This window comes from Acinetobacter sp. WU_MDCI_Abxd143 (assembly GCF_025514195.1).
GTDB classification, from domain to species: domain Bacteria; phylum Pseudomonadota; class Gammaproteobacteria; order Pseudomonadales; family Moraxellaceae; genus Acinetobacter; species Acinetobacter pittii_H.
Map to the genome: position 1 here is coordinate 1 of NZ_JAHPTH010000020.1, position 23,617 is coordinate 23,617.

Genomic DNA, 23,617 nt, shown 5'->3' on the forward strand with positions numbered 1-23,617 from the left:
CGCTCATAGCTCAGCTGGATAGAGCACTTGGCTACGAACTAAGGGGTCGGGAGTTCGAATCTCTCTGAGCGCACCAACTTGAAGAATTAACCGCTTTTATAGCGGTTTTTTTGTGCCTGTTTTTTAGTAATTTTAAAAAATTTAAATTTATAACTTTTTAATTATATTAGAGATAATCATAAATGAACTTAGCTTTATTTGACTTTGACGGCACGATCACGCACAGCGATACATTCAGTCTATTCCTTAAATTTTCTTTAAATAAAAAAACTCAAATACTAGGTGGTATTCGACTTGCACCTTATATAGCGGGTTATAAGCTTGGATGGGTAACCGATAAAACCATTCGAACTAAACTCTGCCAAGTGGGATACGTGGGCTATGATGCGGATTCTCTAAACTATATCGGGCAAGAGTTTGCTAAAAATGTCCTTCCTACCTGTGTGCGTCAAAATGCTTTGGAACGTATTCTTTGGCATAAACAACAAGGTGATCAGGTTGTTGTTGTATCTGCATCATTAGGTGTTTATTTAGAAAGCTGGTGCCAATCTTTAGATTTAGACGTTATATGTAATCAACTTGAAATACGTGATGGTATTTTGACGGGTGATTTTATTAATGGTGATTGTGGATATTTAGAAAAAGTAAATAGAATAAAAAATAAATATGATTTAACTCAGTATTCTACAATTTATGCTTATGGTGATACACCTAATGATTATGCAATGTTAGAGCTGGCGCATAAGAAATATTATAGATGGGAAGAAATGAATTAATACTTAAAGATATATCAATAAATAAAGCCACTTGTAATAAGTGGCTTTATTTTAATGACTTATATTAAACAGTATTGAAAGAGTTTTCTAAGAAGTTATCGGTAAGTAATGATGTCGGTACGATAGTATGCGTTGTATTAGTTACGCTTGATACTGTCGATGTTACTCCACCGAGTAAGCTACCACCAGTTAATCCACCTAATAAATTAGAAATAACATCTAATCCGCCTTCACCAGTCACACCGCCTGTTAAGCTACCCACGATATCTGTTACGATGCCGATAGGGTTGTCTGTACCGCCAGTAACGCTACCAGTTAAACCGCCAAGTAAATCAGTGACTAAGCCTAGTGAGCTATCTCCACCAGTAACCCCACCAATAGTTCCTGTCAATCCACCAACGATTTCTGTTACTAAGCCAGTAGCAGTTGTGCCATTTGTAATCAGCGTATCGAGAATACCGGTAGCCGATTCAGTAGCACCTTGGATATCACCACCGACTAAATCAGAAACAACTTCAAGTGCACCGTTTACTGTGTCGCGAGAAGTTTCAAAAGTTAATGTGCCGAGGTCTGCAATTTCAGAAACAGGATGTTCTGCTTGTGGAATAATGCTGATAATTGTATCTGCAACTGTATCAATGCCAGTGTTGATGATTTCAGTTTTTAAGCTTTCTACACCTTGTAGAATATCAATGCCGCCTTGAACGACATCAATGACTGGGGAGATTGGAGAAGTTCCACCACCGATACCACCAGTTACGCCACCGATAATGTCAGTAATTACTTCAAGTGGGTTGCCGTCAACACCACCAGTTACGCCACCGATAATGTCAGTGATTACTTCAAGTGGGTTACCGTCAACACCACCGGTTACACCGCCAATGATGTCAGTAATTACTTCAAGTGGATTACCATCAACACCACCAGTTACGCCACCGATGATGTCAGTAATTACTTCAAGTGGGTTACCGTCAACACCACCAGTTACACCGCCGATAATGTCAGTAATTACTTCAAGTGGGTTGCCACCAACACCACCAGTTACACCACCAATAATATCAGTTACTACACCAAGTGGACTATCCCCACTTGTTACACCACCGATAATATTATTCACAATTCCTGTTGCAGTTGAACCATTAGTGACGAGTGTACCAAGGATGCCAGTTGCAGACTCAGTAGCACCTTGGATATCACCACCGACTAAATCAGAAACAACTTCAAGTGCACCGTTTACTGTGTCGCGAGAAGTTTCAAAAGTTAATGTGCCGAGGTCTGCTAGGTCTGAAACAGGATATTCAGTTTGTGGAAGAATGCCAATAATAGTATCAGCAACAGTGTCGATACCAGTATTGATGATTTCAGTTTTTAAGCTCTCTACACCTTGTAGAATATCAATACCGCCTTGAACGACATCAATGACTGGAGCGATTGGAGATGTGCCATCACCGATACCACCAGTTACACCGCCGATAATGTCAGTAATTACTTCAAGTGGGTTACCATCAACACCACCAGTTACACCGCCAATAATGTCAGTAATTACTTCAAGAGGATTACCATCAACACCACCAACGACATCTGTAATGCTTCCGACAACTTCAGTAACAATACCTGTCGCAGTTGTACCATTAGTGATTAATGTTTCAATGACACCAGTAGCAGACTCAGTTGCGCCTTGAATGTCTCCACCCACTAGATCAGAAATGACTTCAAGCGTGCCATTTACTGTGTCACGAGAGGTTTCGAAAGTTAGAGTACCAAGATCGGCAATTTCAGAAACAGGGTGTTCAGTTTGAGGAAGGGCGCCAATGATAGTGTCAGCAACAGTGTCGATACCTGTATTGATGATTTCAGTTTTTAGGCTTTCAACACCTTGAAGAATGTCGATGCCTCCTTGAACCACCTCGACGACTGGAGAAATTGGAGAGGTTCCACCACCAATTCCACCTGTAACACCACCGATAATATTGGTTACGGCTTCAAGAGGATTGCCACCACTAATTCCGCCAGTTACACCACCAATAATATTGGTTACAGTGTCAACAGGGCTGGTAGAACCAATGCTACCTGTGACCGTGCCCGCAACATCAGAAACAAGACCAGTCGTGGTACTTGTAAGTGTATTCGTTACTGTAGATAGAGTGTCTGAAAGTAAGCCAGAAGTTGATATGTGGCCATCAACAGAAGAGCCACCAGTTACATTAGTATTCACCGATATAATGTTGCCCAAATCTTGAGTAACTTTTGATATCGAAGAAACGAGATTTTTTAGTAAGAACATTTCAGTCTATTTCCTATATAATTATGTATTTTTAAGTAAGTATTATTTATTGCGCGAGTTAATTATTGAGATATATATCTCAATAATTGCGATTTAGTATTGGTGAGATCTCAAAAGCTGTCAATGTGTATTTTTAGTCACATTTTTTGATAATAAATAATATTTAAAGCAATAATAACTTCTCTAATTTAGACGTAAAAATAATAATGTTTTTTATATAATATTTTTTTTACTAATTATTTTTTGATCATATTTTCACTCGTTTGAAGCATTATCCTCGATAAATTTTACTTAAGCTTATAATGTTAAAGCTTAACCAGAAATATATTATTTCTATAATGTTGACTAAAACAGTAGCCTTTATCTTCTAGGTATATGGCCAAATGCCTCAAAAAGACGGTAAAAATTATTTGAAAAAAAATATTTCAAATAGATGTTAGATGGGAAAAAACTAATAATTTTAGTCAATATCTGAGGTAAATTGGATTGATGGCTAAGAACTAGACGTTTGATGACAGAAAGATGAAAAAAGGCTTCCTAAGCTTGGAAAAATGCGTATAATGCGCAACATCAAGTACGCGCTCATAGCTCAGCTGGATAGAGCACTTGGCTACGAACTAAGGGGTCGGGAGTTCGAATCTCTCTGAGCGCACCACTTGAAGAATTAACCGCTATATAGCGGTTTTTTTGTGCCTGTTTTTTATTATTTCAATTTAAAAGCTAGTACTCATGGTAACCAGCTTCTAAATGATTTAAAGTTGAAAAAAATTAGCCAAATGTTTTAAAACGGCTGGCGTCTTCAATAAAAGCTTTTTCACCTGCTTCGTCTTCAATTGACCCAAATACTAATTGGGCTCTTAGTGTCCATTGTGCAGGAATATTAAAAGCAGCATTAATTTTCTCATCGATAATTGGATTGTAATGTTGTAATGAAGCTCCGATACCTTGTTCAGCCAATACGTTCCACACAGCAAATTGTGCAATTGCTGTTGAGTGTTCAGACCAGACTGGGAAATTATCAGCATACAATTCAAATTGCTCTTGTAGACCTTTAATCACATCTTGGTCTTCAAAAAATAAAACTGTACCAGCACCCGCTGCAAAACTTTGAATTTTTTGTTCAGTTCCTGCTAGTGCTCCGGCAGGAACAATAGTTTTTAATACATCTAAAACAATATTCCAGAAGTTTTGATGAGATTGATTAAATAAAATGACGACACGAGATGATTGAGAGTTAAACGCTGAAGGGCTATGTTTGACCGCCTCTTGAATTAACCCTTCAAGTTCCGAAGGAGTATGTTTTAAGTTTTTCCCGATCGAATAAATAGAACGACGTTTTTTAATTAATTCTAAAAAGCTTGGCTGATTGAAAAGAGGGAGCTCTTGAGTGGTTTGGATAACCACATCTTTTGAGACTGTTGCTTTTTGCTTTAAGCCAAATAATTTTGCAAAAAAAGACATGAGACATTCCACTAAGAAGGTGATGCTCTTATTGTAGAAATTTTAAAAACTGAAATAAGCTCAAAAAATATGAATCTACGTTCTATATATGCAACGTAGACTGCTCCTCCAATTGCATAATAAGCTCCACTTTTAAACAAAATAAAAAATAGCCTGTGATTCATTTTAAAGCTGAAATGAATATGCTCTAATAGTTTCGATTTATTGAGTATTGATGCAGTGCAATGACCGAGCAAAAAACAGCTTTATCTTTACGTTACTATTTGAATTTAGAAGAGTCACAAGATGGATTTTCATTAGTGACATTTGGGAAAAAGCAATTTACCCGTTTTCTTACACCTGCGATTAGTATCGCAATTATTATTTGGGGATTTTATTTAGGTCTCTCTGGTGTTGGACGATATTATGTCGGGTTAGGCGTGTTTTTTCTAGTGATGCAAGGTCTGATGCGTTACTGGCTTTTACCCATGTTATTTAAGCGTCAATTTGTCCGTTACCAGTTTGGAAAGAGTGAGCAGGGAATCGATCTATATCAAGATTATTTTGAACTATATGCTAATGGCCGTAAGCAAGTAGTGCAGTATGCGGATGTACAAACTTTTGCTAAAGGTAAGTTGACCTACATCCTTGAGCTAAAGAATAAAACTGTAATTATTGTACCAAAGCGTGCCTTTGTACAGGTTTCAGATCAAACCATATTTGAAAATACATTTAAGAAATAAATTTTTAGAATTATTAGCTGCAACAACAAAGGAAGTCTCATGAATACACGTCCTTCAAAAATCGTTTGCGTGGGCAGAAGTTACGCCGATCATGTTAAAGAATTAAATAATGCTATGCCTGAAAGGCCTATATTATTTATTAAACCGCCTAGTAGCTTGATTGGTTTAAATGACGGTATTTCTTGGAATCCGGCTTGGGGCAGTTGTCATTTTGAGTGTGAATTGGTTTTACGTATTGACCAACCTTTGAAAGGTGAAACTGATCCTGAAAAAGCTTTAAAAGCGGTTGGGGCAGTGACTTTAGGCCTTGATTTAACAATGCGTGATTTACAGAATGATCTGAAAAGTAAAGGCCATCCATGGGAGCGTGCTAAAGCTTTTGATGGTGCTTGTGTTTTGGCAGACTGGGTCGATTTGAGCGAAATTACAGATTGGCAAGAGACCAAATTCACTTTACATATTAATGATGAATTACGTCAAGATGGAAATACTGCACTATTAATGTTTACTATTGGTGATCTGTTAACTGATATTAATCAGGTATTTTCACTAGAACCGGGTGATGTGATTATGACAGGTTCACCTGCTGGTGTTGGACCATTACATGCAGGTGATCAGTTGAAAATGACATTAAAAGGGGCAACGCAAGATTTTTCATGGGAAACTTTTGTAAAAGCATAACTTATTCTAAGTTGCTAATAAAAAACCCTATTATTTTTCAATAATAGGGTTTTTTATTAGCTAGGAATGAATGTTTATATTATTGAATGGCTCTGTTGTCTTATTTCTCTTCAAAAATTGTTGAAAGTGGAATAGAAAGTTTGGCAGCTAAATAATCATTAGACTCGACAAGAGCTGGTCCAATTTTTTCCATCCACTCATCGTCATCGTGTACATTTTGAACATCTTGACGTAAAGGTAATGGGTATGGAAGTGCTGTAAAAAAACTCCAGAAATCAACTTGGGACAAATTGCGCGCTAGAACATATTCATCTTTATCGGTGCGTTTAACCAAATTTTGTTCTTCAAGTAAAAGTACATAAGCTGGCCAACGGCCAATTTCTCCACGCCCTAAAATTTCTAAAGCTTCTTTGTCACTTACGCTTTCACCGAGTTTTTGCTTTTTATAAAATAACTCAAGAACATCTAATAACATTAGAACAGGGTGCCGTTTTTGCTCTTTACCTGAATGAAATGCAGTTAAAGCAAAACTTACTTCTACTCCTAATAAAATAATATTCCAAGAAAGAAAGATCCATAGAAGGAAAATGGGTACTGCTGCAAATGCACCATAGATAAGTTCATAGCTAGTAAAATTTGACATTACAAAGCTAAAAAAGTTTTTGAGTATTTCAAAAAGTACAGCACTTAAGCAGGCAGCTATACCTGCTGAATATATAGGGACTGTTCGATTTGGAATCGTCCAGTACAAAATGAAAAAGCCAACAATAGTTAATAGAAAAGAAATAAACCAGAGTATGAAAGCTCCATCAAGTTGATAGCCAGCAAAGTTATTGCTAAGAACATTCATTGAGGCAACTGTAGATGAAATGACGAATGCGCTTCCTAAAATAATGGGACCTAAAGAGATGATCGTCCAATAACGCATAAAACCCATAATGCCACTGCGGGTTTCTTTAACGCGCCAAATACGGTTAAAGACAGTTTCAATCGAGGTGAGCATTAAAACTGTAGTGACGAATAAAAACAGCACACCAATAACGGTTAAGTTGCTAGATTTTTCTGTAAAAGCATTTAGCGCTTTATCAAATGCGATCGTGCTCTTTGGCAAAAAATTACTATAAATTAAATGTTGGAGCTGTTGTCTTGCGGGTTCTAACGCTTTAATGGAAGAAATAATTACTAAAAAGACAGTTAACATCGGCACAACGGCAAATAGCGTTGTGTAAGTGAGAGACCCAGCTTGTTCGCGGCACCGATCAGCTTCAAAACGCTTAAATACATATAAAACGAACTGAAACCAGGTCTTATTATAAAAAGGAAGCTTACTTAAAAAACGTTGTAACATGCGTCGTCTATCCCGATTTTTTTAATCATCATGTTGGGCGATTGATAACTTATCAAAGTATGAGCTTAAATACTCAAATAGTAGATTAGAGCAAAACAATAACTTATAGAATGAAAGACATTCTGTAAGTTTACTATGCGCTATAGAAAGAATTGTAGCCATAAACTTTTTTCAAAAAAGTAGGCTTTCTGTTGTCTGGGCAAGGGTTTACCAAAAGTAGATAAACCTTTTACCCGACGAGTTCAAGAAATTTGCTCGCGTTATCTTTTGTGCTACAGCATCAATCACCGCTAGAATTTCATAAAATTGGTTTCGCCAAAAAAATAAAAAATCCCGTATAGTGTTCTTTTTAACAAAATTTATGAAACCGATGCAACCTTACATTCTTGTACTCTATTACAGCAAATATGGTTCTACTAAAGAAATGGCTCATTTAATTGCCAATGGTGTTGAGTCTGCGGGTATGTCAGTGAAAATTCGGACAGTGCCAAATATTGCTCCAGTCGTCACAATCGCTGAGCCAAGCATTCCTGACGAAGGGGATATTTACTGTACCTTAGATGATCTAGCGAATTGTGCAGGTTTGGCGTTAGGTTCGCCAACCCGTTTTGGCAATATGGCAAGTGAAATGAAATATTTTTGGGATCAAACGACGAGTCTTTGGCTCAATGGGGTATTACATAATAAACCTGCTTGTGTTTTTACTTCTTCTGGTTCAATGCATGGTGGGCAAGAAAGTACTTTACTCACTATGCTACCGCCGTTATTTCATCATGGGATGATGATTATGGGATTACCAAATGCAATTCCAGCGTTATCTAACACTAAAACAGGTGGAACACCCTATGGGGCTAGCCATGTAAGTGGACCGCGTCATGACCAAAACTTAAGCCAGGATGAAAAGATTCTGTGTGAAGCTCAAGGCAAACGTTTAGGAGAAGTTGCTAAGAAGCTTTTAGTATAATTTTTAGCAAATAAAAAAGAGCGGATATCCGCTCTTTTTTAAATGTACATCTTATTCTTTTACAAAAGTAACTTTGCCATCTGTAAGAGAATGAACACGTGCTAATGATTCAACTCTATAGCCTTTTTCTAGCAATAAATCACGACCCGGTTGGAATGATTTTTCAATCACAATACCTACACCAACAACTTCTGCATTTGCTTGGTGAATTAAATCAATCAATCCTAATGCTGCTTGACCATTCGCCAAGAAGTCATCAATAACTAATGCTTTATCAGTTGAATGAAGGTGCTTATTTGAAATCGCAATAGTACTTTCAGTTTGTTTAGTAAAAGAAAATACTTTTGAACGATATAAATCATCTTTTAACGTCAATGATTGATATTTGCGAGCAAAAATTACAGGTACACCAAGTTCTAAACCTGCCATGATTGCAGGTGCAATACCTGATGCTTCAATGGTAATAATCTTGGTAATCCCTGCATCTTTAAAGCGAGCGGCAAATTCTTTACCAATCTGCTGCATTAATACAGGATCAATTTGGTGGTTTAAGAAAGCGTCGACTTTCAAGACTTGATCAGATAGAACGATACCTTCTGTTAAGATTTTCTGTTCTAGTGCGTGCACGGGAGAATCCTCTAGACGGATGCTTTTTAAAGCAAATGCGTATTTTAAAAAGCATCCAAAAAAATGCAAGCTTTAATTCGTCTTACCTGTATAACTTGTTAATAACAACCCATAAGAAGTTTTACCATCAATATGGCTTACTTTAACAGGTAAATAGTCTAATTTTGGTGCTAGCCAAAAGATTGTGCTGCGTTCAGGCTTTTTGTGTTGTAAAACGACTTTAATGGTATCGAATGTTCCATAAGAGGTTTTAATTTTCTCATTACCTTGTTTTACAAATCGACGGTTTTCAACTTCTTTTGCATCTGCAAGGGGGTAAGATGCTTTAAGAGAACCATTTTTTAAGTCTTCACGAAGCTGTAACTCTGCATTTAGCTCATCAAGAACACCTGCCTGCCAAGCGAATGAACGGGCTTTATCATCTTTCTTTGTAGAAATGATTTTGCTATTGGGATTGAAGTTAATACTCATGGTGTTGTTATGAATCAAAATTTTGCTGGTGCGGCTAAAACTTTGAGACCCGATTTTACCATTAGCGAAACTGAATTTACTTGTTTCACTTGCAGAAGCAATTCCACCTGCTTTTGCAGTGAAATTATAAGTCCAGTTATTACCTTGCTGGCTTAAGGCACGTGTAGCCGTACCCATACCCTTATTATTATAAGTAAACTGATAATTTGCCTGAAATGGGCTCATGGCAAGAGCATGACTTGAGAAGCCTGCAAAAAGCAAAGTTGTTGAAATACCTGTTGCGATGCCAAATGATTTCAGAAATTTTGTTGCCATAAGTAAGTATCCTTGTACAGACTAAAAAGTCAGTGCTGATGCATCTGTAACTTAAACATATTATGCCTGTTGATCATGGAGAAAAAATCAGGATTTATGCTAAATGTGTAATCTATTTGTGTTTTTTGGCAGCCAATTAATTTTCATTTATAACGATTTATTCATCTTTTTGCTGGATTGGCGTTATTTCTGAATCTTCTAATTCATCTTCAAAATCGTCATCCTGATCACGAGAGAGTAAGGCTGCTAAATTCACATTTCCAAACACGACTAACTCAGCTTCACGAACTCTTGCATAATTTACATGTACTTTGCCTAAAGTCTCGATAATGCTGGCTTTTTTACCAAACCAACGATTGAGATCAAGGAATATAAGTTCGTCGCGTTCTTCTGCTACATTAAAACGTTCAAGAATCATCCCTAATGGATCTTTTTTCAAAATTTTATGGTAGTAAAAAACTGCGGCTTTTACGGCGATTTTTTGCCAAAAGTTTTTATATTTCGCCTCGATAATTTGTGTATTGCTAATTTGTTCAAAAACTAAAAGTTGTTGTTCTTTATTAAATTCCATCTGGATCAGTTTTAAATCAACCGATAATGTGGTTTCTAAACCTTTTACGTGCATGGTTGCATATAATCTTAACCAGTCATGATAAAGATCAGCATGTAGGTCATCTAAAAATTCAACATTATTGGTGACATAACGTTGCAAAGTGGCATTCAGAAAGGTTTGCGATAATGTAAAATCTCTTTCTTCCTCAATGAATGCTTCTGCTTTTTTATAGACTTTTTGAAGACGTCTGACTAATGAGGAAAATAGCGTTTGCATAAAAGAACTTCCAGAAGATAATTTACTAAAGAGCCCACACAATCTTTATTATGATAAAAAACGGGTTTTGATCTTGCAGTGTAACAAATTTAATTGATACATTTTGACAAAATGAAAATGGATAAAATCCTATATTTGAAGTGAATCACACTTTTATCCAGATTTGAATATCAGTTTATGTTTTATTCGGTATTAAACCGTGGGGAAAAGGCATTTATATGCTTTTAAGATTATGTTGAACAAAAGAAGTCTATCTATAGAGTCTTTTCAGTATTGGTGGAAAGACCAAGTCTTTATTGCTGCAACAATATTAGCAATCTTACTGCATATTCTTGTATTGCTCATTAACTTTGCTATGCCTAGCCCATCAGAGCAGTCTACTAAAGAAATTGCAATTTCAATTCGACCAACCAATGAGCCAGTTGTTCAGGCAGATTTTTTGGCACAAGCAGACCAGCAGGGTTCAGGTGCATTTCGTGAGGCTCACCGGACTTCTAGTGATACTCCAAATCCGATGCTTAATGATGCTTCAACGGGGAATGCAGAGTTAGAAACTTTGCAAAAGATTCAGCAACAACGAGAGCTTAAATTTGAAGAAAAAGTTCTAATGACGGTTTTAAGTTGGCAGAAACAAGCGGATGCAAGCCAAAGAAAAAAAGAATTAGAACAATTACAAAGTCAATTTCAAGCAAAAGCTGCGTTGGTTGCGAGCCTTGAAGCACAATATTTACAACGTAGACAAGATTTTAGTCGCCAGCAAAAAATAAAAACAGTAGATGGAATTCAAGCGAAGAAAGATGCCTCGGCTGCTTATTTAGATAAGTTTCGTGAAAAAGTAGAGCTTTACGGTAATCGCTATTATCCAGAAGAAGCGAAACAGCAGCAGCTCAAAGGTGAAGTTCGTTTAATGGTGATTTTGAACGCTCAAGGCGGAATTCGTGCAATTCGTTTGCTTGAAAGCTCAGGGCATTCAATACTTGATGAGGCTGCAAAGTCTTCAGTACGTCGCGGTGCGCCATTTGGGCATTTTGATGCAAATATGAAAGATATTTCGGAGTTACGTATTGTTCGTACTTGGCGTTTTGATCCAGCGGAAGCTGAATTTGAGGTTCACTAATTAAAAAAATGTGGATAACTTTTAGGATATCCACATTTTAAGAGTCATCGCATTATTCCTGATAAGGATTTGAAATATTGAGTTTTGCTAAAATTTCAATTTCTAAGCCTTCCATCTCTTCAGCATCTTCATCACTAGTTTCGTGGTCATAACCGAGTAAATGTAAAACACCATGAACTAATAGATGTGCAAAATGGTTTTGGGCAGTTTTTTTCTGCTCTAATGCTTCTTGTAATACCACCGGAATACAAATAACTAAATCACCTAGAGGTAAGCCATCTAGCATTGGTAGAACTTCTTCTGGAATATCACTTGGAAAAGATAAAACATTAGTTGGTTTATCTTTTTCTCGGTACTGCAAGTTGAGTTGCTGACTTTCGTCCAGATCAACGCAAGCAACCCCAATTTCACAATCTTCTTTATAATCAACGTGGCGTAAAGTTGTCTCAATAATTTTTTTGAGTTGAGCTCGTTTGAGCTCTAACTCAGGTGATTGAAAGTCTTGTTGTAAACTTAAACTGATTTTCAAAATGAATCCTTAAGCATCCTGATGTTGCAAGTCTGCTGCTGTATCGTTTTCAGCAACTAATGCTTCTTGACGTGCTTTGCGTTCAGCACGTGCTTCAGCATTAAGACGCTGTTGTTCACCATCCCATCCTTCATACGCTTCAACAATTTTTTGAACAAGTTGATGACGTACAACGTCACGGGAATGGAAACGGGTAATATGAATTTCTTTAATATTCTCGAGTACACGTAGTGCATGTGCTAAACCAGATTGTTGGCCTCGAGGTAAATCTACTTGGGTAATGTCACCTGTAATCACTGCACGAGAGCCAAAACCTAAACGGGTCAAGAACATTTTCATTTGCTCTGGCGTTGTGTTTTGAGCCTCATCCAAAATTACAAATGAATGGTTAAGTGTACGACCACGCATATATGCAAGAGGTGCAACTTCAATCACTTGACGCTCGATTAACTTGGCAACTTTTTCAAAGCCGAGCATTTCGTAAAGAGCATCGTAAAGAGGGCGTAGGTACGGGTCGATTTTCTGAGTTAAATCACCCGGTAGGAAACCTAACTTTTCCCCAGCTTCTACAGCAGGACGTACAAGTAAAATCCGTTGGATTTCATTACGTTCCAGCATATCTACTGCGGCGGCAACTGCTAAATAGGTTTTACCTGTACCCGCAGGGCCAACACCAAAAGAAATATCGCTTTGCAAAATACGCTGTACATAGCGTTTTTGATTGGCACCACGTGGGTTAATACGCCCTTTTCGAGTCTGGAAGTAGACATCCATTGGTGCATCATGTTCATCCATCTCTTCTCCAACTAACTCGAAATTACGTTCAGTTTGAGAGGATTGAATTAACAGATGTAATAGATCGGCACTAATTTGCTGGGATGCTTCAGACTCTTCATAGAGTCGTTGCAATAATGCTTCGGCTCTCCCAACAGCATCAATCTCACCATCGATATGAAAAACATCTCCACGATGAGTAATTTTGACATCTAAACGCTGTTCAATTTGCTTAAGGTGCCCATTATAGGCACCCAAGATGCTCTTTAAACGTTCCATTGAAACTTCAGGAAATGTTACGGTACGTCGAATCGCTGCAGTCAAGAGAAAACCTTTCAGTAGACTTTAGAATACCTCTACATTACGCCACGTCAGGCTCAAGATTCAAGAGTTCACCGTAAACTAAATTTAAAGTTTTAATTTCAGTAATCTCGATCTCTGCAAAACGTCCAACCCAAGCAGCATCACCTACAAAAGTGACTAGACGGGTATTATCAGCTGTGCCTAGTAAAATATTAGGGTCTTGATCAGAGACTTTTTCAATAAGAACACGTTCAATTTTGCCAAGCATTGCGTCAGTTTTTTCAATGCTAGATTGTTTAATCACTTTTTGAACTTGAGCTAAACGCTCTTTTTTAACGTGTTCAGGCGTAGTATCAGGTAAGTCTGATGCAGGTGTACCCGGACGTTTTGAATAAACAAAGCTATATGAGTGATCAAAATCTAAGTCTTTGATAAATTGAAGTGTTTCGGCGAAGTTTTCATCAGTTTCACCAGGGAAACCAATAATAAAGTCACTCGATAAGTGCATATCAGGGCGTATTTTTCTTAATTTGGCAATCTTGTCGATATAAACATCAATCGTATGATTTCGTTTCATTGCCTGTAAAACATCATTAGATCCACTTTGAACAGGCAAGTGTAAATGTGACACCATTTGAGGTAAATCTTCATAGCACTGAATAAGCTCGTCAGAGAACTCAAGTGGATGCGATGTTGTATAACGTAAACGCCCAATACCTGGAATTTCTGCAACGAGTCGTAACAATTCAGGGAAAGTACAGATGCCACCTTCGAAGGTTTCTCCGCGGTAACCATTTACATTTTGACCAAGAAGTGAAATTTCACGGACACCTTTTTCAGCAAGACCTGCAATTTCTGCAAGTACATCATCTAATGGGCGAGAAACCTCTTCACCGCGTGTATAGGGAACTACACAGAAAGAACAGTATTTAGAGCAGCCTTCCATAATAGAAACGAATGCTTTAAAACCTTCTACACGTGGTTCAGGTAAAAAGTCGAATTTTTCAATGTCTGGGAAAGAAATATCGACCAGTTTGATTTTATCTTTTTTAGGTTTTTCTACTTGAGCATTATGTTGATCAAGCATTTGCGGTAAACGGTGTAATGTTTGTGGACCAAAAATCATGTCTACATAGGGTGCACGTTTTTGAATGTTGTCACCTTCTTGAGAGGCAACACATCCACCGACACCAATCACAAGATCAGGATTTTTATCTTTTAGTTTGCGCCAGCGGCCTAATTCACTAAATACTTTTTCCTGCGCTTTTTCGCGAATAGAACATGTATTCATGAGCAGAATGTCTGCTTCATTAGGGTTGGTCGTTAAAACATAGCCGTGAGAATCCCCTAAAAGGTCTGCCATACGGTGACTGTCATACTCATTCATCTGACACCCTTGCGTTTCAATATAAAGTTTTTTTATTGAAACATCAGTGGTGTGCGTTGGCTGGGTAACAGTGTTTTCTGAGGCAGCTTTGGCACCATTGGGAATGAAGGTTTGAACCGTCATGCAGGCTCCTAACAGATCGATCTAAAAAGAATAAATTGGCCCAAAATGGGTCAAACCATTTATTATAACAGTATTTGAGCTGAACCGATAACAGTAAACTTTCAGAACATGACAAGGTTTTTATGAAGTAAATTAGGTGGATTTTAATGATGTTGAATCATAGGGTTACATAACACAACAAAAGAAAGCACGAAGAATAATTAAACTATATGTTGAAGGTGAATAGTCAGGGTTTAGCACATATATGAGACCAAGTAGAAAGAGCTCATCAATCCATAGTCGTGTAATGAAAAATAAATATATGCATCGTAGCTGGTTAGGAGCTATGTGTTTACTTGGTTGTTCATTTACCTATGCTGCTGAAGAGCAGTTCAATGATGCATTAAATGCTGCAAATAGTGGTAATACCGCATTATTAGACCAATATCAGCTTGCAATGCAAAATGATGTATTGGGATATTATCCAGAATACTGGAAACTCAATACGAATCTTGGCTTTCAGCCTACAGCCTCTATCGTAAGCTTTGCTCAACGCTACCCACAATCAGCGATGGCTGAAAAATTAGCGGCCGACTATGTTGAAGAAAAAGTTAAACAAGCTGACTTTGCATCTGCACAACCGGTTTTATCTTATGTTACCAATCCTGACCAAGCCGAAAATTGTGCTTTAGCACAAGTGCGGGCGAAAAGCGGCGATGCGTTAGTTTTTGCTGAATATAAAGATGTATGGTTAGCAACTGAATCCCAACCAGAATCATGTATCGGTTTAGGGCGCATGATGTTATCTAGTCCTTTAATGAGCGCACAAGATAAGCAACAGCGTCTCTGGGTACAGTTACGTTCAGGCCTGTCTGGACAGGCACTTGCGACAGCACAGACTCTGGGTTTGAATTTGTCTTTGGCTCAGCTTAACCAAATTCAGGCCAACCCACTTAATTATTTGTGGAGTGCACCTAAGACAAATGATGCAGATTATGCTTATTTGATTTTTGCGTTAGGCCGTTTAGCTAATAATGACTTAAGTAATGCTTTTTCAAATGTGCAGCGTGTCGCCCAAGGTACGCCACAAAATGTACAAAAATATTTATATCGTACGGTAGCCTATATTGGTGGTACTACGGTAATGAAAAATAATTTTAATCGTGAAGTTCTACAATACTTTGATGCAAGTTATGGCTACCCATTAAGTCCGGAAGAAGCCGAAATTTATGCGCGTCAGGCGATTAGATTTGGTGCGTGGGAAAGTTTAATTCGTGCTATTGATAGTATGACGGTAACCCAAAAACAAGAAGACCGTTGGCAATATTGGCTTGCTCGCGCGTCAGAACAGCGTGGCGATAGTGCTTCTAAAGCAACCGCACAACAAATTTATAGAAAACTGGCTCAGGCTGGTGATGACTATCATAATCTTTTAGCAAAAGATCGTTTAGGTGAGCGTTATAACCATCAACCTTATGATGATCAGCCGACAGCAAGTGATTTAAGACGTTTAGATCAGAATATTCACTTTAATCGTGCTTTTACTTTAAGACGTATTAATGCAAATCCAACTTATACGAATCGAGAGTGGAATTGGGCAGTTCGCCAAGCTTATCTTCAGCATGATGACGGTTTACTTTTAGCTGCAGCAAAGCGTGCCCATGACATGGGATGGTATGACCGTGCAATCTATGCAGCAGATCGTACAACAAATAAGCACAATGATACTTACCGCTTTGTGACTCCCCATAAGACTAATGTCGTAAGTCATAGTTACAATGCAGGAATTGATCCGGCATGGGCTTATGGTTTAATGCGTCAAGAAAGTCGGTTTGTTACTTCTGCACGTTCTCACGTTGGAGCGGGTGGTCTTATGCAAATTATGCCTGATACAGCGAAGTTGATTGCACGTCAAATGGGTGAAACTTATAATCCCGCTGCATTGAGTGAAATGAATACCAATATTCGATATGGAACATTTTATTTGTCGATGATTCAGGGACAATTAAGCAATAACCCTGTTTTGGCAACAGCAGGTTATAATGCGGGGCCTAATCGGGCTAGACGTTGGCAACCGGACTATCAATCAATTTCGGCTGACCAATATACTGAGACAATTCCATTGTTAGAAACCAGAGACTATGTCAAGCATGTTATGACGAATGCAACACATTACGGCGTAATATTGGGTCAAGGAGCCCAGTCCTTATCGCAACGTATGAAAGTCATTCCAATGCGTACGTCGCCTTAACGTTAAGGTGGTTGATGATGGATCTTCTTTTAATTGGCATATTCAAGTTTTAATTAAATGAAATATAGATATTTGGAACTTCGTTCAATTTTACAACTTGCATGGTGGATAATCTGTGCAGGGGGAGGATTGATGAGTTCCGTTTTACATGCCGAAACTGTTAATTTACAGGGATATGTTATGCATGTACAAATGACACCAGCTGCATGTGCATTAGATCCCTCTAAACAAAAACAACGTAAATGTCTTGAAGGATATTCACTGACAATTACAGGTCTTATGCCTGAAACAACTAAAACTGATTGTTCCACAGAAAGTTCGGCCACTCTCTCTCCATTACAAGCTAAAGTCGTTGCTCGGGTTATGCCCGATAATAATGCTCGTGTGCAGTTATGGAAAAATGTAGGGGGGTGTGTTCCTATGAATGCGAGCCAATATTTTCGTACGGTTATTAACTTTGCTGAACGTTTAAAAATTCCGGCTAGTCTCACAAGTTCAACAAATGTTGAAATGCAACAATCCGCATTAAGACAACAATTTGTTCGCCTTAATCCTAGCTTGCCCCAAAATGGTATCCGTTTTAGTTGTCAACTATCGCGTTCGGATGTGGTCTTAACAGAAGTGAAAGTTTGTTACACGGTAAAGGGGCAATATAAACAATGTGCAAATCATGTCGTATCGAATTGCCCTGGTGAAATCATGATTAAAGGTAGTTATTAAAGATTACGAACATTTCGTAAAGAAATGCTCATCATACATTGAATCTATTAGTAGAGATTAATTTGTATTTTCTATCAGACTTTTGGTGAAAACGGGTCGCTTTTACATGCATCTGCCAAATCTTTAGAGTACAATCTTTGCCGTTTATGATGATTTGGTTAGATGGAATTCCTATTTAGCCCGATTAAGGACACTCATTGGAGACAATTACATGAAGCAACCCGTTCGTGTTGCCGTGACTGGCGCTGCAGGTCAAATTGGTTACAGCTTATTATTCCGTATCGCAAGCGGTGAAATGTTAGGTAAAGATCAACCTGTTATTTTACAATTGCTTGAAGTTCCAGTTGAAAAAGCACAACAAGCGCTTAAAGGCGTAATGATGGAACTTGATGACTGTGCTTTCCCTTTATTGGCTGGCATGATCGGGACTGATGATCCGAAAGTTGCATTTAAAGATGCTGACTACGCTTTATTGGTAGGTTCTCGTCCACGTGGTCCTGGTATGGAACGTGCTGACTTGTTGAAAGTTAACGGTGAAATTTTCATCGGCCAAGGTCAAGCATTAAACGAAGTTGCTAGCCGTGACGTTAAAGTGTTAGTTGTGGGTAACCCTGCAAACACTAACGCTTACATCGCAATGAAATCTGCTCCAGATCTTCCTGCGAAAAATTTCACAGCAATGTTGCGTCTTGACCACAACCGTGCGTTAACTCAACTTGCTCAAAAAGCTGGCGTTGCAGTTTCTGATATCGAAACAATGACAGTTTGGGGTAACCACTCTCCAACAATGTATGCTGACTACCGTTTTGCAACTGCAAATGGCGAAAGCTTAAAAGACAAAATCAACGATGCTGCTTGGAACAAAGATGTGTTCCTTCCAACTGTTGGTAAACGTGGTGCTGCGATCATCGAAGCACGTGGTTTGTCTTCTGCTGCTTCTGCTGCTAACGCTGCAATTGATCATATGCGTGATTGGGCACTTGGCACAAACGGCAAATGGGTAACTATGGGTATTCCATCTGATGGTTCTTATGGTATTCCTGAAGGCGTAATGTTTGGTTTCCCTGTAACGACTGAAAACGGTGAATATAAAATCGTTCAAGGTTTAGAAATTGACGAATTCAGCCGTGAACGTATTAACGTTACGTTGAATGAACTTGAAGAAGAACGTGCTGCAATTGCTGACATGTTGAAATAATTTATCTGATAGATAAATGTAAAAAAGCACTCTTTTATAGAGTGCTTTTTTATTAAATCATTAGAAGGGAAACACAAAAAGCAACAAGAAAATATAGACACTATCATGCAAGTAAAAACGTTTTATTGATAGATTAGTTAATAGATGATTTAAAAGAAGTTATAGGAGAATAACAATGTTTGAGCAGCAACCTACTTTAGAGCTTTTATTTGATCAGTTGGGTTTAGATTCTGATGAAGCAAGTATCGAAAATTTTATTAAGACACATCAAATACCAGCCGAACAGAAATTACATGAAGCTTCTTTTTGGTCAAAGGGCCAAAGTGATTTTTTAAAAAGTCATTGGGAAAAAGATGATGAGTGGATTGTGGTTATTGATGAGCTTAATGAGCAACTGCATGAAGACAGTGTAAAAAAATAATTTCATAAAAATAAAGCCTGTTTTACACGTAATGCGTAAAACAGGCTTTATTACATTAAGAGTTTAATGTGTCTTTACTTTTAATTGATCTTTATACCATGGCTCATGACGTACAAGGTCAAATACAGGTTGGCCATGAAGTAATTCAAGATCACATGTAGACGTTGATAAATATTTAGTTAACCAATGTCGTGTCAATGCTGACTCTTGTCGTGCTGCTGACGCATATGCTAAGAAGAAATAGATATCAGCATGTTCATGATGTGCTAATGGCTTCAAAATTTGTTGAGTAATCAACGCAAAACGTTTTTCTTTATTTAGTTCAAAATAAAGCATATACGCTTTGGCTAAGTGTAAAGACAAATTAAGATATAAGCTCAATGGCATTTCTTCATATTCCATCCGAGCTTGTTCAAGCAAAACAATAGCTTCTTGTAAAAAATGTAGCTGTTCTTGGCGAACACGACTTAATACTACAAGTTGCATGCGTAACTCAGCACGCTCTAAAGCAAGCTCAGGCGTATTTTCAGTCAAATAAAGTTGGTCTGTTTCACCAATTCGGTTCACAATTGTTTTACTTTCAATAGACATACGCCATCACCTTTTTTAATCAATAGCTTTTATATCGGGTTCATTTATCAAATTTAAAGAGTAACCTTTAAACCCAAATAGAATTTCCACTACGAAGCCAAGCCGTAATAGATAGCCTTTGTTGTTTTGAAATTAATACTTCATGTAATAAATCGCTTTGAAATATTACCAGTCGATTGGGTTCGGGATTAACAATATGCCATTTCTTATTTTTATCTTGTAGTCGCAATTGTCCTCCCCAATCTTCTTGCCATTCTGGATGTAAATAATAGACAGTTGAGATAATACGATCATTTTTTTGTTGAGGATTGTCTCGATGTAAAGCATAAAACTCACCCAAATTATAACGAGCAAAATGAGCTTCGACCTCTTTAATCCCTAAATAGAATGCTTGATTTAGACTTTGTGAGAATAAAGTTAAGGTTTCAATATGTTGCTGAGCAATAGGGAGTTGATCATTAATCCAGAGAATGTGGTCACTACGAATATTACTTACAACGCCGTTTTGAATGCCTGCTTTTCTAAACTCATCCATATGATGGCTACATTCTTGAGAAACCTGTGCGCGATATTGATCTGGATATGCTTGATTTATAATGGCAAAGCCATGCGCATTTAAATCATCTAAAATTTGATCCAAATTCCATGAATCAGGAAGTGAATGAGAGTGCATATAACCTCGAGTAGATCGTAAAAATATCAAGCAGCTCTATTTTAGATGATCACAACCTTACGAAAGAATATTTTTTTCATGTTAAACTATTTGTTGAATTGAGGAATTAAAGTCAACATGAATTACCGTCACCATTTCCATGCGGGCAACTTTGCAGATGTTATGAAGCATGTGCTTTTGCTACAGCTGCTCAACCGTTTAAATGCTAAAGATAAACCTTATCGTTATATCGATACGCATGGAGGGGCAGGCAAATATGATTTATCTCTGGCACCTGCACAAAAGTCTGGAGAGTTTCTCACAGGCATTCATCGTCTAGTTCAACTATCTGATATGGAAAAGCGTCAGGCACCTGAAGCAATCCAGCAATATTTGAAGTTAGTAGAACAATTGCGTTCTGAAGAAGGGAAGGGGAGTTATCCAGGTTCTCCTTGGTTTGCTTTGCAAGGCATGCGTGAAATCGACAAGGCTACTATATTTGAAATGCAGCGCGATGTATTTCAGCAATTACGCCATAACATTCGTGATAAACGTGCAGGTTTACATGAGCGTGATGCATATGAAGGCTTGCTCGGTGTAATTCCGCCAAAAGAAAAGCGCGGTCTGGTTATGATCGACCCTCCTTACGAATTAGAACGTAAAGACTTTCCGCAATTAGTTGAACTTTTACAACAAGCTTATAAAAAATGGCCAACGGGCGTTTTTGCAGTTTGGTATCCAATCAAAGACCGAGCGATGATTGAACGTTTTGAAAAGAAAATGTTTAAAACAGGTATTCGCCGTCAGTTAGTTTGTGAAATTTGTGTATGGCCAGATGACACTCCTGTAGGTCTAAATGGTTGTGGTTTATTAGTGATTAACCCACCTTGGCAGTTCTCAGAACAAGCAGACCAAGCACTACAGTGGTTATTCCCACATCTTCGTATGCAAGAAACTGGTGGTCATGCTGCTGTTCGCTGGTTGGTAGGTGAGTAACAGTTAACTTAAATCAATGCACATGTTTGGAATAGAAAATAATGACAAATGCGCCTAAACCAGAGCAAGATTTAACTCATAATGAACATTCATTTGATGGGATTACATTTGAAGTGGTTGAAGAAGAAGATAATCCGGAAGGACAAAAAGTGAAGCGCCGAGGTATTTATCTTTGGCCTAACTTAATCACAACTGCTGCTCTGTTGTCCGGTTTCTATTCCATCATTGCAAGTATGAATGGGGATTTTAATCAAGCGATCTATGCTATTTTTATTGCAGCGCTATTAGATGGCTTAGATGGTCGAGTTGCTCGAGCAATTGGCGCACAAAGTGCTTTTGGCGAACAATATGATTCTCTCTCGGACTTGTTAGCTTTTGGTGTGGCTCCAGCAATGCTGATGTATAGCTGGAGTTTGCATGATTTAGGTCGTATTGGTTTGGCTTGTTGTTTTGTTTATACAGCCTGCGCAGCCTTCCGACTAGCGCGTTTTAATGTGCAAATTGGCGTTGTTGATAAGCGTTATTTTATCGGCATTGCAAGTCCACTCGCTGCTATTATCATTATTTCACTCGTCTGGGTTGCTCGCGATTATCCTTTCATTTTTGATTTACGTGATATTGCGATTCAAACTATTAATGCTGTTCTTATGGTAATTGTGGGATTACTCATGATTTCCAATATTAAATATTATTCTTTCAAGCAGATGGATCGTAAACGCGTTCCTTTTGTAGTTATGTTGCCAGTAGTACTGATTTTTGCGGCAATCACTTATAATATTCCAATGGGCATTTTGACAGTTTCAATTATCTATGCTCTATCTGGTTTTGTTACGACTTTATTTGCACGCAAGAGTAATGAAACACTAAAAACATAAAATAGAAGAGGTTCAGTATGCCTAAGTTGATAAGTGAAATTAATCAATTACAGCAGCTGGGCCCTAATGCTAAAGAGGGGGTTGTTTATCAACCTTCTCGTGGCTTTTTTAAAATTGTTTATCAAGGCTTGATCCTTCCAAATTTACCAACCCCACTTCGTTATTTTAATTACATTAGTTTAGTGGGACAGCCACGTATTCCTCTGTGTTATAACGCCCACAGCATTACAACTTCAGCTATCGACACTGCAACAGTGCTTGTAAGTAATAGCCAACATAGTGTGGGACATTTAAAAACATATTCTATTCGACGCCAATGTCAGTTTGATTCGACGCTATATCAATTTGATAAAACTGATCTGATTCAATGGCAAATTCCCATCATTCGTCTTCAGCGATTAGATCCAGAAATGGGATGTGATCTTACGATTCAGATTTCAGAAAACATATCTAATGCCTCTGCTTTGCAGTGGGGTGTTTCTGACTATTGGTCAACACTATGCGTATGTGAAGGTGAAATTTTTTATAAAGGACAGAAATATCAAATTGAAGGTTTGGGGCGATTTAAACACGCGCGAGCTTTGCATTTGCCGTTCTTATCTTTATGTTTCTATACGTGCCAAATTATTAACTTAAATGAAACTACGCAGCTTACATTCTTACAAATAAGAAATCAGTGGAATATCATCCTATGTTCAAGATTAGATATTCAAGAATTTGGAAAGCCTGTTGAAAGTTTTACAGAGGACGTAAATTTACATATCCACAGAGTTTATCCAAAGGTTAAAACACCGAATGGTAAAGAGATGTACTTGCCTAGGGAGTTTTCTTGGCAATGTGAGAAAAATGGAAAAATAATCTTTGAACTTTATGCACAAAGTCGTGGTGATTATAAGTTTGGGTTGGCGGCTGGATATGTGGGAAGCTTTCAATATCAATTAAGCTGGAATGAACAGTGTCTGCAAGGAGAGGGTGGATACTGTGAATATATTGATTGTCGTCCACTTAGATGGCAAGAAAAGAATCAAGACGAGAAAATTTTAGATAAATTGATGCTTTTACAACCATGTTTATATAAAAAATGACTATTTTTATTACTTTTTGATTAAAAAGTGAACTGTTGTTGCACTAATATTAAAAAAGGTATTGCAAAGGGAATGTAATGGTCTATAATGCACATCCATCGGCGGTGATGCAGATAGAAACTTGTTGAAAAACAGTTA

The 23,617-nt window shown here is 37.8% G+C and carries 22 protein-coding genes, 1 tRNA gene and 1 pseudogene; 13 read left to right on the plus strand and 11 right to left on the minus strand.

Annotation, left to right across the window (positions count from 1 at the left end):
- Window positions 1-182 precede the first annotated feature (182 nt).
- The gene (locus KTI79_RS18300; RefSeq protein WP_086264810.1) at window positions 183-776 is read left to right on the plus strand and encodes an HAD-IB family hydrolase; all 594 of its coding nucleotides are present in this window, start codon (window positions 183-185) and stop codon (window positions 774-776) included.
- Window positions 777-840: 64 nt separating this feature from the next.
- On the opposite strand, the gene KTI79_RS18305 is transcribed toward KTI79_RS18300, so the two are convergent.
- Window positions 841-3,060, minus strand: coding sequence for a beta strand repeat-containing protein (locus KTI79_RS18305; protein WP_199964079.1), 2,220 nt, complete (start codon window positions 3,058-3,060; stop codon window positions 841-843).
- A 578-nt stretch (window positions 3,061-3,638) separates the two neighbouring features.
- Here KTI79_RS18305 and KTI79_RS18310 point away from each other — a divergent pair.
- A tRNA-Arg gene (locus tag KTI79_RS18310) sits at window positions 3,639-3,715 on the plus strand.
- A 113-nt stretch (window positions 3,716-3,828) separates the two neighbouring features.
- Here KTI79_RS18310 and KTI79_RS18315 read toward each other — a convergent pair.
- Window positions 3,829-4,521, minus strand: a complete 693-nt coding sequence (locus KTI79_RS18315; RefSeq protein ID WP_086265323.1) for a nitroreductase family protein — start codon at window positions 4,519-4,521, stop codon at window positions 3,829-3,831.
- Between the two features lie 224 nt (window positions 4,522-4,745).
- On the opposite strand from KTI79_RS18315, the gene KTI79_RS18320 reads away from it, so the two are divergent.
- Both KTI79_RS18320 and KTI79_RS18325 read left to right on the plus strand, forming a co-directional pair.
- Window positions 4,746-5,243 carry a YcxB family protein gene (locus KTI79_RS18320; RefSeq protein ID WP_086265324.1) on the plus strand — a complete coding sequence of 166 codons (498 nt, stop codon included), beginning with the start codon at window positions 4,746-4,748 and terminating at the stop codon, window positions 5,241-5,243.
- 39 nt (window positions 5,244-5,282) lie between these two features.
- Window positions 5,283-5,924 (plus strand): fumarylacetoacetate hydrolase family protein, encoded by a 642-nt coding sequence (locus KTI79_RS18325; RefSeq protein ID WP_086376081.1) that lies wholly within the window; start codon window positions 5,283-5,285, stop codon window positions 5,922-5,924.
- Window positions 5,925-6,024: 100 nt separating this feature from the next.
- On the opposite strand, the gene KTI79_RS18330 is transcribed toward KTI79_RS18325, so the two are convergent.
- Window positions 6,025-7,272 (minus strand): YihY family inner membrane protein, encoded by a 1,248-nt coding sequence (locus KTI79_RS18330; protein WP_086265326.1) that lies wholly within the window; start codon window positions 7,270-7,272, stop codon window positions 6,025-6,027.
- A 361-nt stretch (window positions 7,273-7,633) separates the two neighbouring features.
- Here KTI79_RS18330 and wrbA point away from each other — a divergent pair, with 361 nt between their 5' ends.
- On the plus strand, window positions 7,634-8,236 hold the full coding sequence (gene wrbA, locus KTI79_RS18335; RefSeq protein ID WP_199964080.1) for an NAD(P)H:quinone oxidoreductase: 603 nt from the start codon (window positions 7,634-7,636) through the stop codon (window positions 8,234-8,236).
- A 51-nt stretch (window positions 8,237-8,287) separates the two neighbouring features.
- Here wrbA and KTI79_RS18340 read toward each other — a convergent pair whose 3' ends face one another.
- The 3 genes from KTI79_RS18340 to KTI79_RS18350 all read right to left on the minus strand — a co-directional run bounded on the left by KTI79_RS18340 (window position 8,288) and on the right by KTI79_RS18350 (window position 10,478).
- Window positions 8,288-8,863, minus strand: a complete 576-nt coding sequence (locus tag KTI79_RS18340; protein ID WP_002119547.1) for a xanthine phosphoribosyltransferase — start codon at window positions 8,861-8,863, stop codon at window positions 8,288-8,290.
- Window positions 8,864-8,935: 72 nt separating this feature from the next.
- Window positions 8,936-9,649 carry a DUF3108 domain-containing protein gene (locus tag KTI79_RS18345; protein WP_086265328.1) on the minus strand — a complete coding sequence of 238 codons (714 nt, stop codon included), beginning with the start codon at window positions 9,647-9,649 and terminating at the stop codon, window positions 8,936-8,938.
- 157 nt (window positions 9,650-9,806) lie between these two features.
- A complete protein-coding gene (locus tag KTI79_RS18350) occupies window positions 9,807-10,478 on the minus strand; it encodes a hypothetical protein (protein ID WP_086265329.1) in 672 nt (223 codons plus the stop codon).
- Between the two features lie 232 nt (window positions 10,479-10,710).
- Between KTI79_RS18350 and KTI79_RS18355 the strand changes: the two genes are divergently transcribed.
- A complete protein-coding gene (locus KTI79_RS18355; RefSeq protein ID WP_086265330.1) occupies window positions 10,711-11,595 on the plus strand; it encodes an energy transducer TonB in 885 nt (294 codons plus the stop codon).
- Between the two features lie 52 nt (window positions 11,596-11,647).
- On the opposite strand, the gene ybeY is transcribed toward KTI79_RS18355, so the two are convergent.
- Genes ybeY through miaB form a run of 3 tightly spaced genes read right to left on the minus strand, consistent with a single transcriptional unit; the run spans window position 11,648 to window position 14,711 of the window.
- Window positions 11,648-12,124, minus strand: a complete 477-nt coding sequence (ybeY, locus tag KTI79_RS18360; protein ID WP_086265331.1) for an rRNA maturation RNase YbeY — start codon at window positions 12,122-12,124, stop codon at window positions 11,648-11,650.
- Between the two features lie 9 nt (window positions 12,125-12,133).
- Window positions 12,134-13,222, minus strand: a complete 1,089-nt coding sequence (locus KTI79_RS18365) for a PhoH family protein (RefSeq protein WP_199964081.1) — start codon at window positions 13,220-13,222, stop codon at window positions 12,134-12,136.
- 37 nt (window positions 13,223-13,259) lie between these two features.
- Complete coding sequence (gene miaB / locus KTI79_RS18370) at window positions 13,260-14,711, minus strand: tRNA (N6-isopentenyl adenosine(37)-C2)-methylthiotransferase MiaB (protein ID WP_046813479.1); 1,452 nt, start codon at window positions 14,709-14,711, stop codon at window positions 13,260-13,262.
- Window positions 14,712-14,997: 286 nt separating this feature from the next.
- Here miaB and KTI79_RS18375 point away from each other — a divergent pair, with 286 nt between their 5' ends.
- The 4 genes from KTI79_RS18375 to KTI79_RS18390 all read left to right on the plus strand — a co-directional run bounded on the left by KTI79_RS18375 (window position 14,998) and on the right by KTI79_RS18390 (window position 19,280).
- Window positions 14,998-16,941 (plus strand): lytic transglycosylase domain-containing protein, encoded by a 1,944-nt coding sequence (locus KTI79_RS18375; protein ID WP_086265332.1) that lies wholly within the window; start codon window positions 14,998-15,000, stop codon window positions 16,939-16,941.
- A 57-nt stretch (window positions 16,942-16,998) separates the two neighbouring features.
- Entirely contained in the window at window positions 16,999-17,661 is a 663-nt protein-coding gene (locus KTI79_RS18380; protein WP_086265333.1) for a ribonuclease I, read from the plus strand.
- 211 nt (window positions 17,662-17,872) lie between these two features.
- On the plus strand, window positions 17,873-18,859 hold the full coding sequence (locus tag KTI79_RS18385; RefSeq protein ID WP_046813482.1) for a malate dehydrogenase: 987 nt from the start codon (window positions 17,873-17,875) through the stop codon (window positions 18,857-18,859).
- Between the two features lie 175 nt (window positions 18,860-19,034).
- Window positions 19,035-19,280 carry a DUF2789 family protein gene (locus KTI79_RS18390; RefSeq protein ID WP_044424980.1) on the plus strand — a complete coding sequence of 82 codons (246 nt, stop codon included), beginning with the start codon at window positions 19,035-19,037 and terminating at the stop codon, window positions 19,278-19,280.
- A gap of 63 nt (window positions 19,281-19,343) precedes the next feature.
- Here the strand turns inward: KTI79_RS18390 and KTI79_RS18395 are convergent, their stop codons facing one another.
- Window positions 19,344-19,871: a hypothetical protein gene (locus tag KTI79_RS18395; protein ID WP_032054606.1), complete on the minus strand. Its 528-nt coding sequence runs from the start codon at window positions 19,869-19,871 to the stop codon at window positions 19,344-19,346.
- A gap of 67 nt (window positions 19,872-19,938) precedes the next feature.
- Window positions 19,939-20,544 carry a 2OG-Fe(II) oxygenase gene (locus KTI79_RS18400; protein WP_086265334.1) on the minus strand — a complete coding sequence of 202 codons (606 nt, stop codon included), beginning with the start codon at window positions 20,542-20,544 and terminating at the stop codon, window positions 19,939-19,941.
- A gap of 117 nt (window positions 20,545-20,661) precedes the next feature.
- On the opposite strand from KTI79_RS18400, the gene KTI79_RS18405 reads away from it, so the two are divergent.
- The 3 genes and pseudogenes from KTI79_RS18405 (at window position 20,662) to KTI79_RS18415 (ending at window position 23,526) form a co-directional block, all read left to right on the plus strand.
- The gene (locus KTI79_RS18405) at window positions 20,662-21,519 is read left to right on the plus strand and encodes a 23S rRNA (adenine(2030)-N(6))-methyltransferase RlmJ (RefSeq protein WP_016143005.1); all 858 of its coding nucleotides are present in this window, start codon (window positions 20,662-20,664) and stop codon (window positions 21,517-21,519) included.
- Window positions 21,520-21,560: 41 nt separating this feature from the next.
- On the plus strand, window positions 21,561-22,394 hold the full coding sequence (gene pssA, locus KTI79_RS18410; RefSeq protein WP_002119541.1) for a CDP-diacylglycerol--serine O-phosphatidyltransferase: 834 nt from the start codon (window positions 21,561-21,563) through the stop codon (window positions 22,392-22,394).
- A gap of 17 nt (window positions 22,395-22,411) precedes the next feature.
- A pseudogene (locus KTI79_RS18415) lies at window positions 22,412-23,526 on the plus strand (DUF6670 family protein).
- Window positions 23,527-23,617: the final 91 nt, after the last annotated feature.

Bases quoted from the DNA above. Each gene is read 5' to 3' on its own strand.
- KTI79_RS18300 (WP_086264810.1), top strand. From the start codon at position 183: ATGAACTTAGCTTTATTTGACTTTGACGGCACGATCACGCACAGCGAT.
- KTI79_RS18305 (WP_199964079.1), bottom strand. From the start codon at position 3,060: ATGTTCTTACTAAAAAATCTCGTTTCTTCGATATCAAAAGTTACTCAA.
- KTI79_RS18315 (WP_086265323.1), bottom strand. From the start codon at position 4,521: ATGTCTTTTTTTGCAAAATTATTTGGCTTAAAGCAAAAAGCAACAGTC.
- KTI79_RS18320 (WP_086265324.1), top strand. From the start codon at position 4,746: ATGACCGAGCAAAAAACAGCTTTATCTTTACGTTACTATTTGAATTTA.
- KTI79_RS18325 (WP_086376081.1), top strand. From the start codon at position 5,283: ATGAATACACGTCCTTCAAAAATCGTTTGCGTGGGCAGAAGTTACGCC.
- KTI79_RS18330 (WP_086265326.1), bottom strand. From the start codon at position 7,272: ATGTTACAACGTTTTTTAAGTAAGCTTCCTTTTTATAATAAGACCTGG.
- wrbA (WP_199964080.1), top strand. From the start codon at position 7,634: ATGAAACCGATGCAACCTTACATTCTTGTACTCTATTACAGCAAATAT.
- KTI79_RS18345 (WP_086265328.1), bottom strand. From the start codon at position 9,649: ATGGCAACAAAATTTCTGAAATCATTTGGCATCGCAACAGGTATTTCA.
- KTI79_RS18350 (WP_086265329.1), bottom strand. From the start codon at position 10,478: ATGCAAACGCTATTTTCCTCATTAGTCAGACGTCTTCAAAAAGTCTAT.
- KTI79_RS18355 (WP_086265330.1), top strand. From the start codon at position 10,711: ATGTTGAACAAAAGAAGTCTATCTATAGAGTCTTTTCAGTATTGGTGG.
- miaB (WP_046813479.1), bottom strand. From the start codon at position 14,711: ATGACGGTTCAAACCTTCATTCCCAATGGTGCCAAAGCTGCCTCAGAA.
- KTI79_RS18375 (WP_086265332.1), top strand. From the start codon at position 14,998: ATGAAAAATAAATATATGCATCGTAGCTGGTTAGGAGCTATGTGTTTA.
- KTI79_RS18380 (WP_086265333.1), top strand. From the start codon at position 16,999: ATGAAATATAGATATTTGGAACTTCGTTCAATTTTACAACTTGCATGG.
- KTI79_RS18385 (WP_046813482.1), top strand. From the start codon at position 17,873: ATGAAGCAACCCGTTCGTGTTGCCGTGACTGGCGCTGCAGGTCAAATT.
- KTI79_RS18390 (WP_044424980.1), top strand. From the start codon at position 19,035: ATGTTTGAGCAGCAACCTACTTTAGAGCTTTTATTTGATCAGTTGGGT.
- KTI79_RS18395 (WP_032054606.1), bottom strand. From the start codon at position 19,871: ATGTCTATTGAAAGTAAAACAATTGTGAACCGAATTGGTGAAACAGAC.
- KTI79_RS18400 (WP_086265334.1), bottom strand. From the start codon at position 20,544: ATGCACTCTCATTCACTTCCTGATTCATGGAATTTGGATCAAATTTTA.
- KTI79_RS18405 (WP_016143005.1), top strand. From the start codon at position 20,662: ATGAATTACCGTCACCATTTCCATGCGGGCAACTTTGCAGATGTTATG.
- pssA (WP_002119541.1), top strand. From the start codon at position 21,561: ATGACAAATGCGCCTAAACCAGAGCAAGATTTAACTCATAATGAACAT.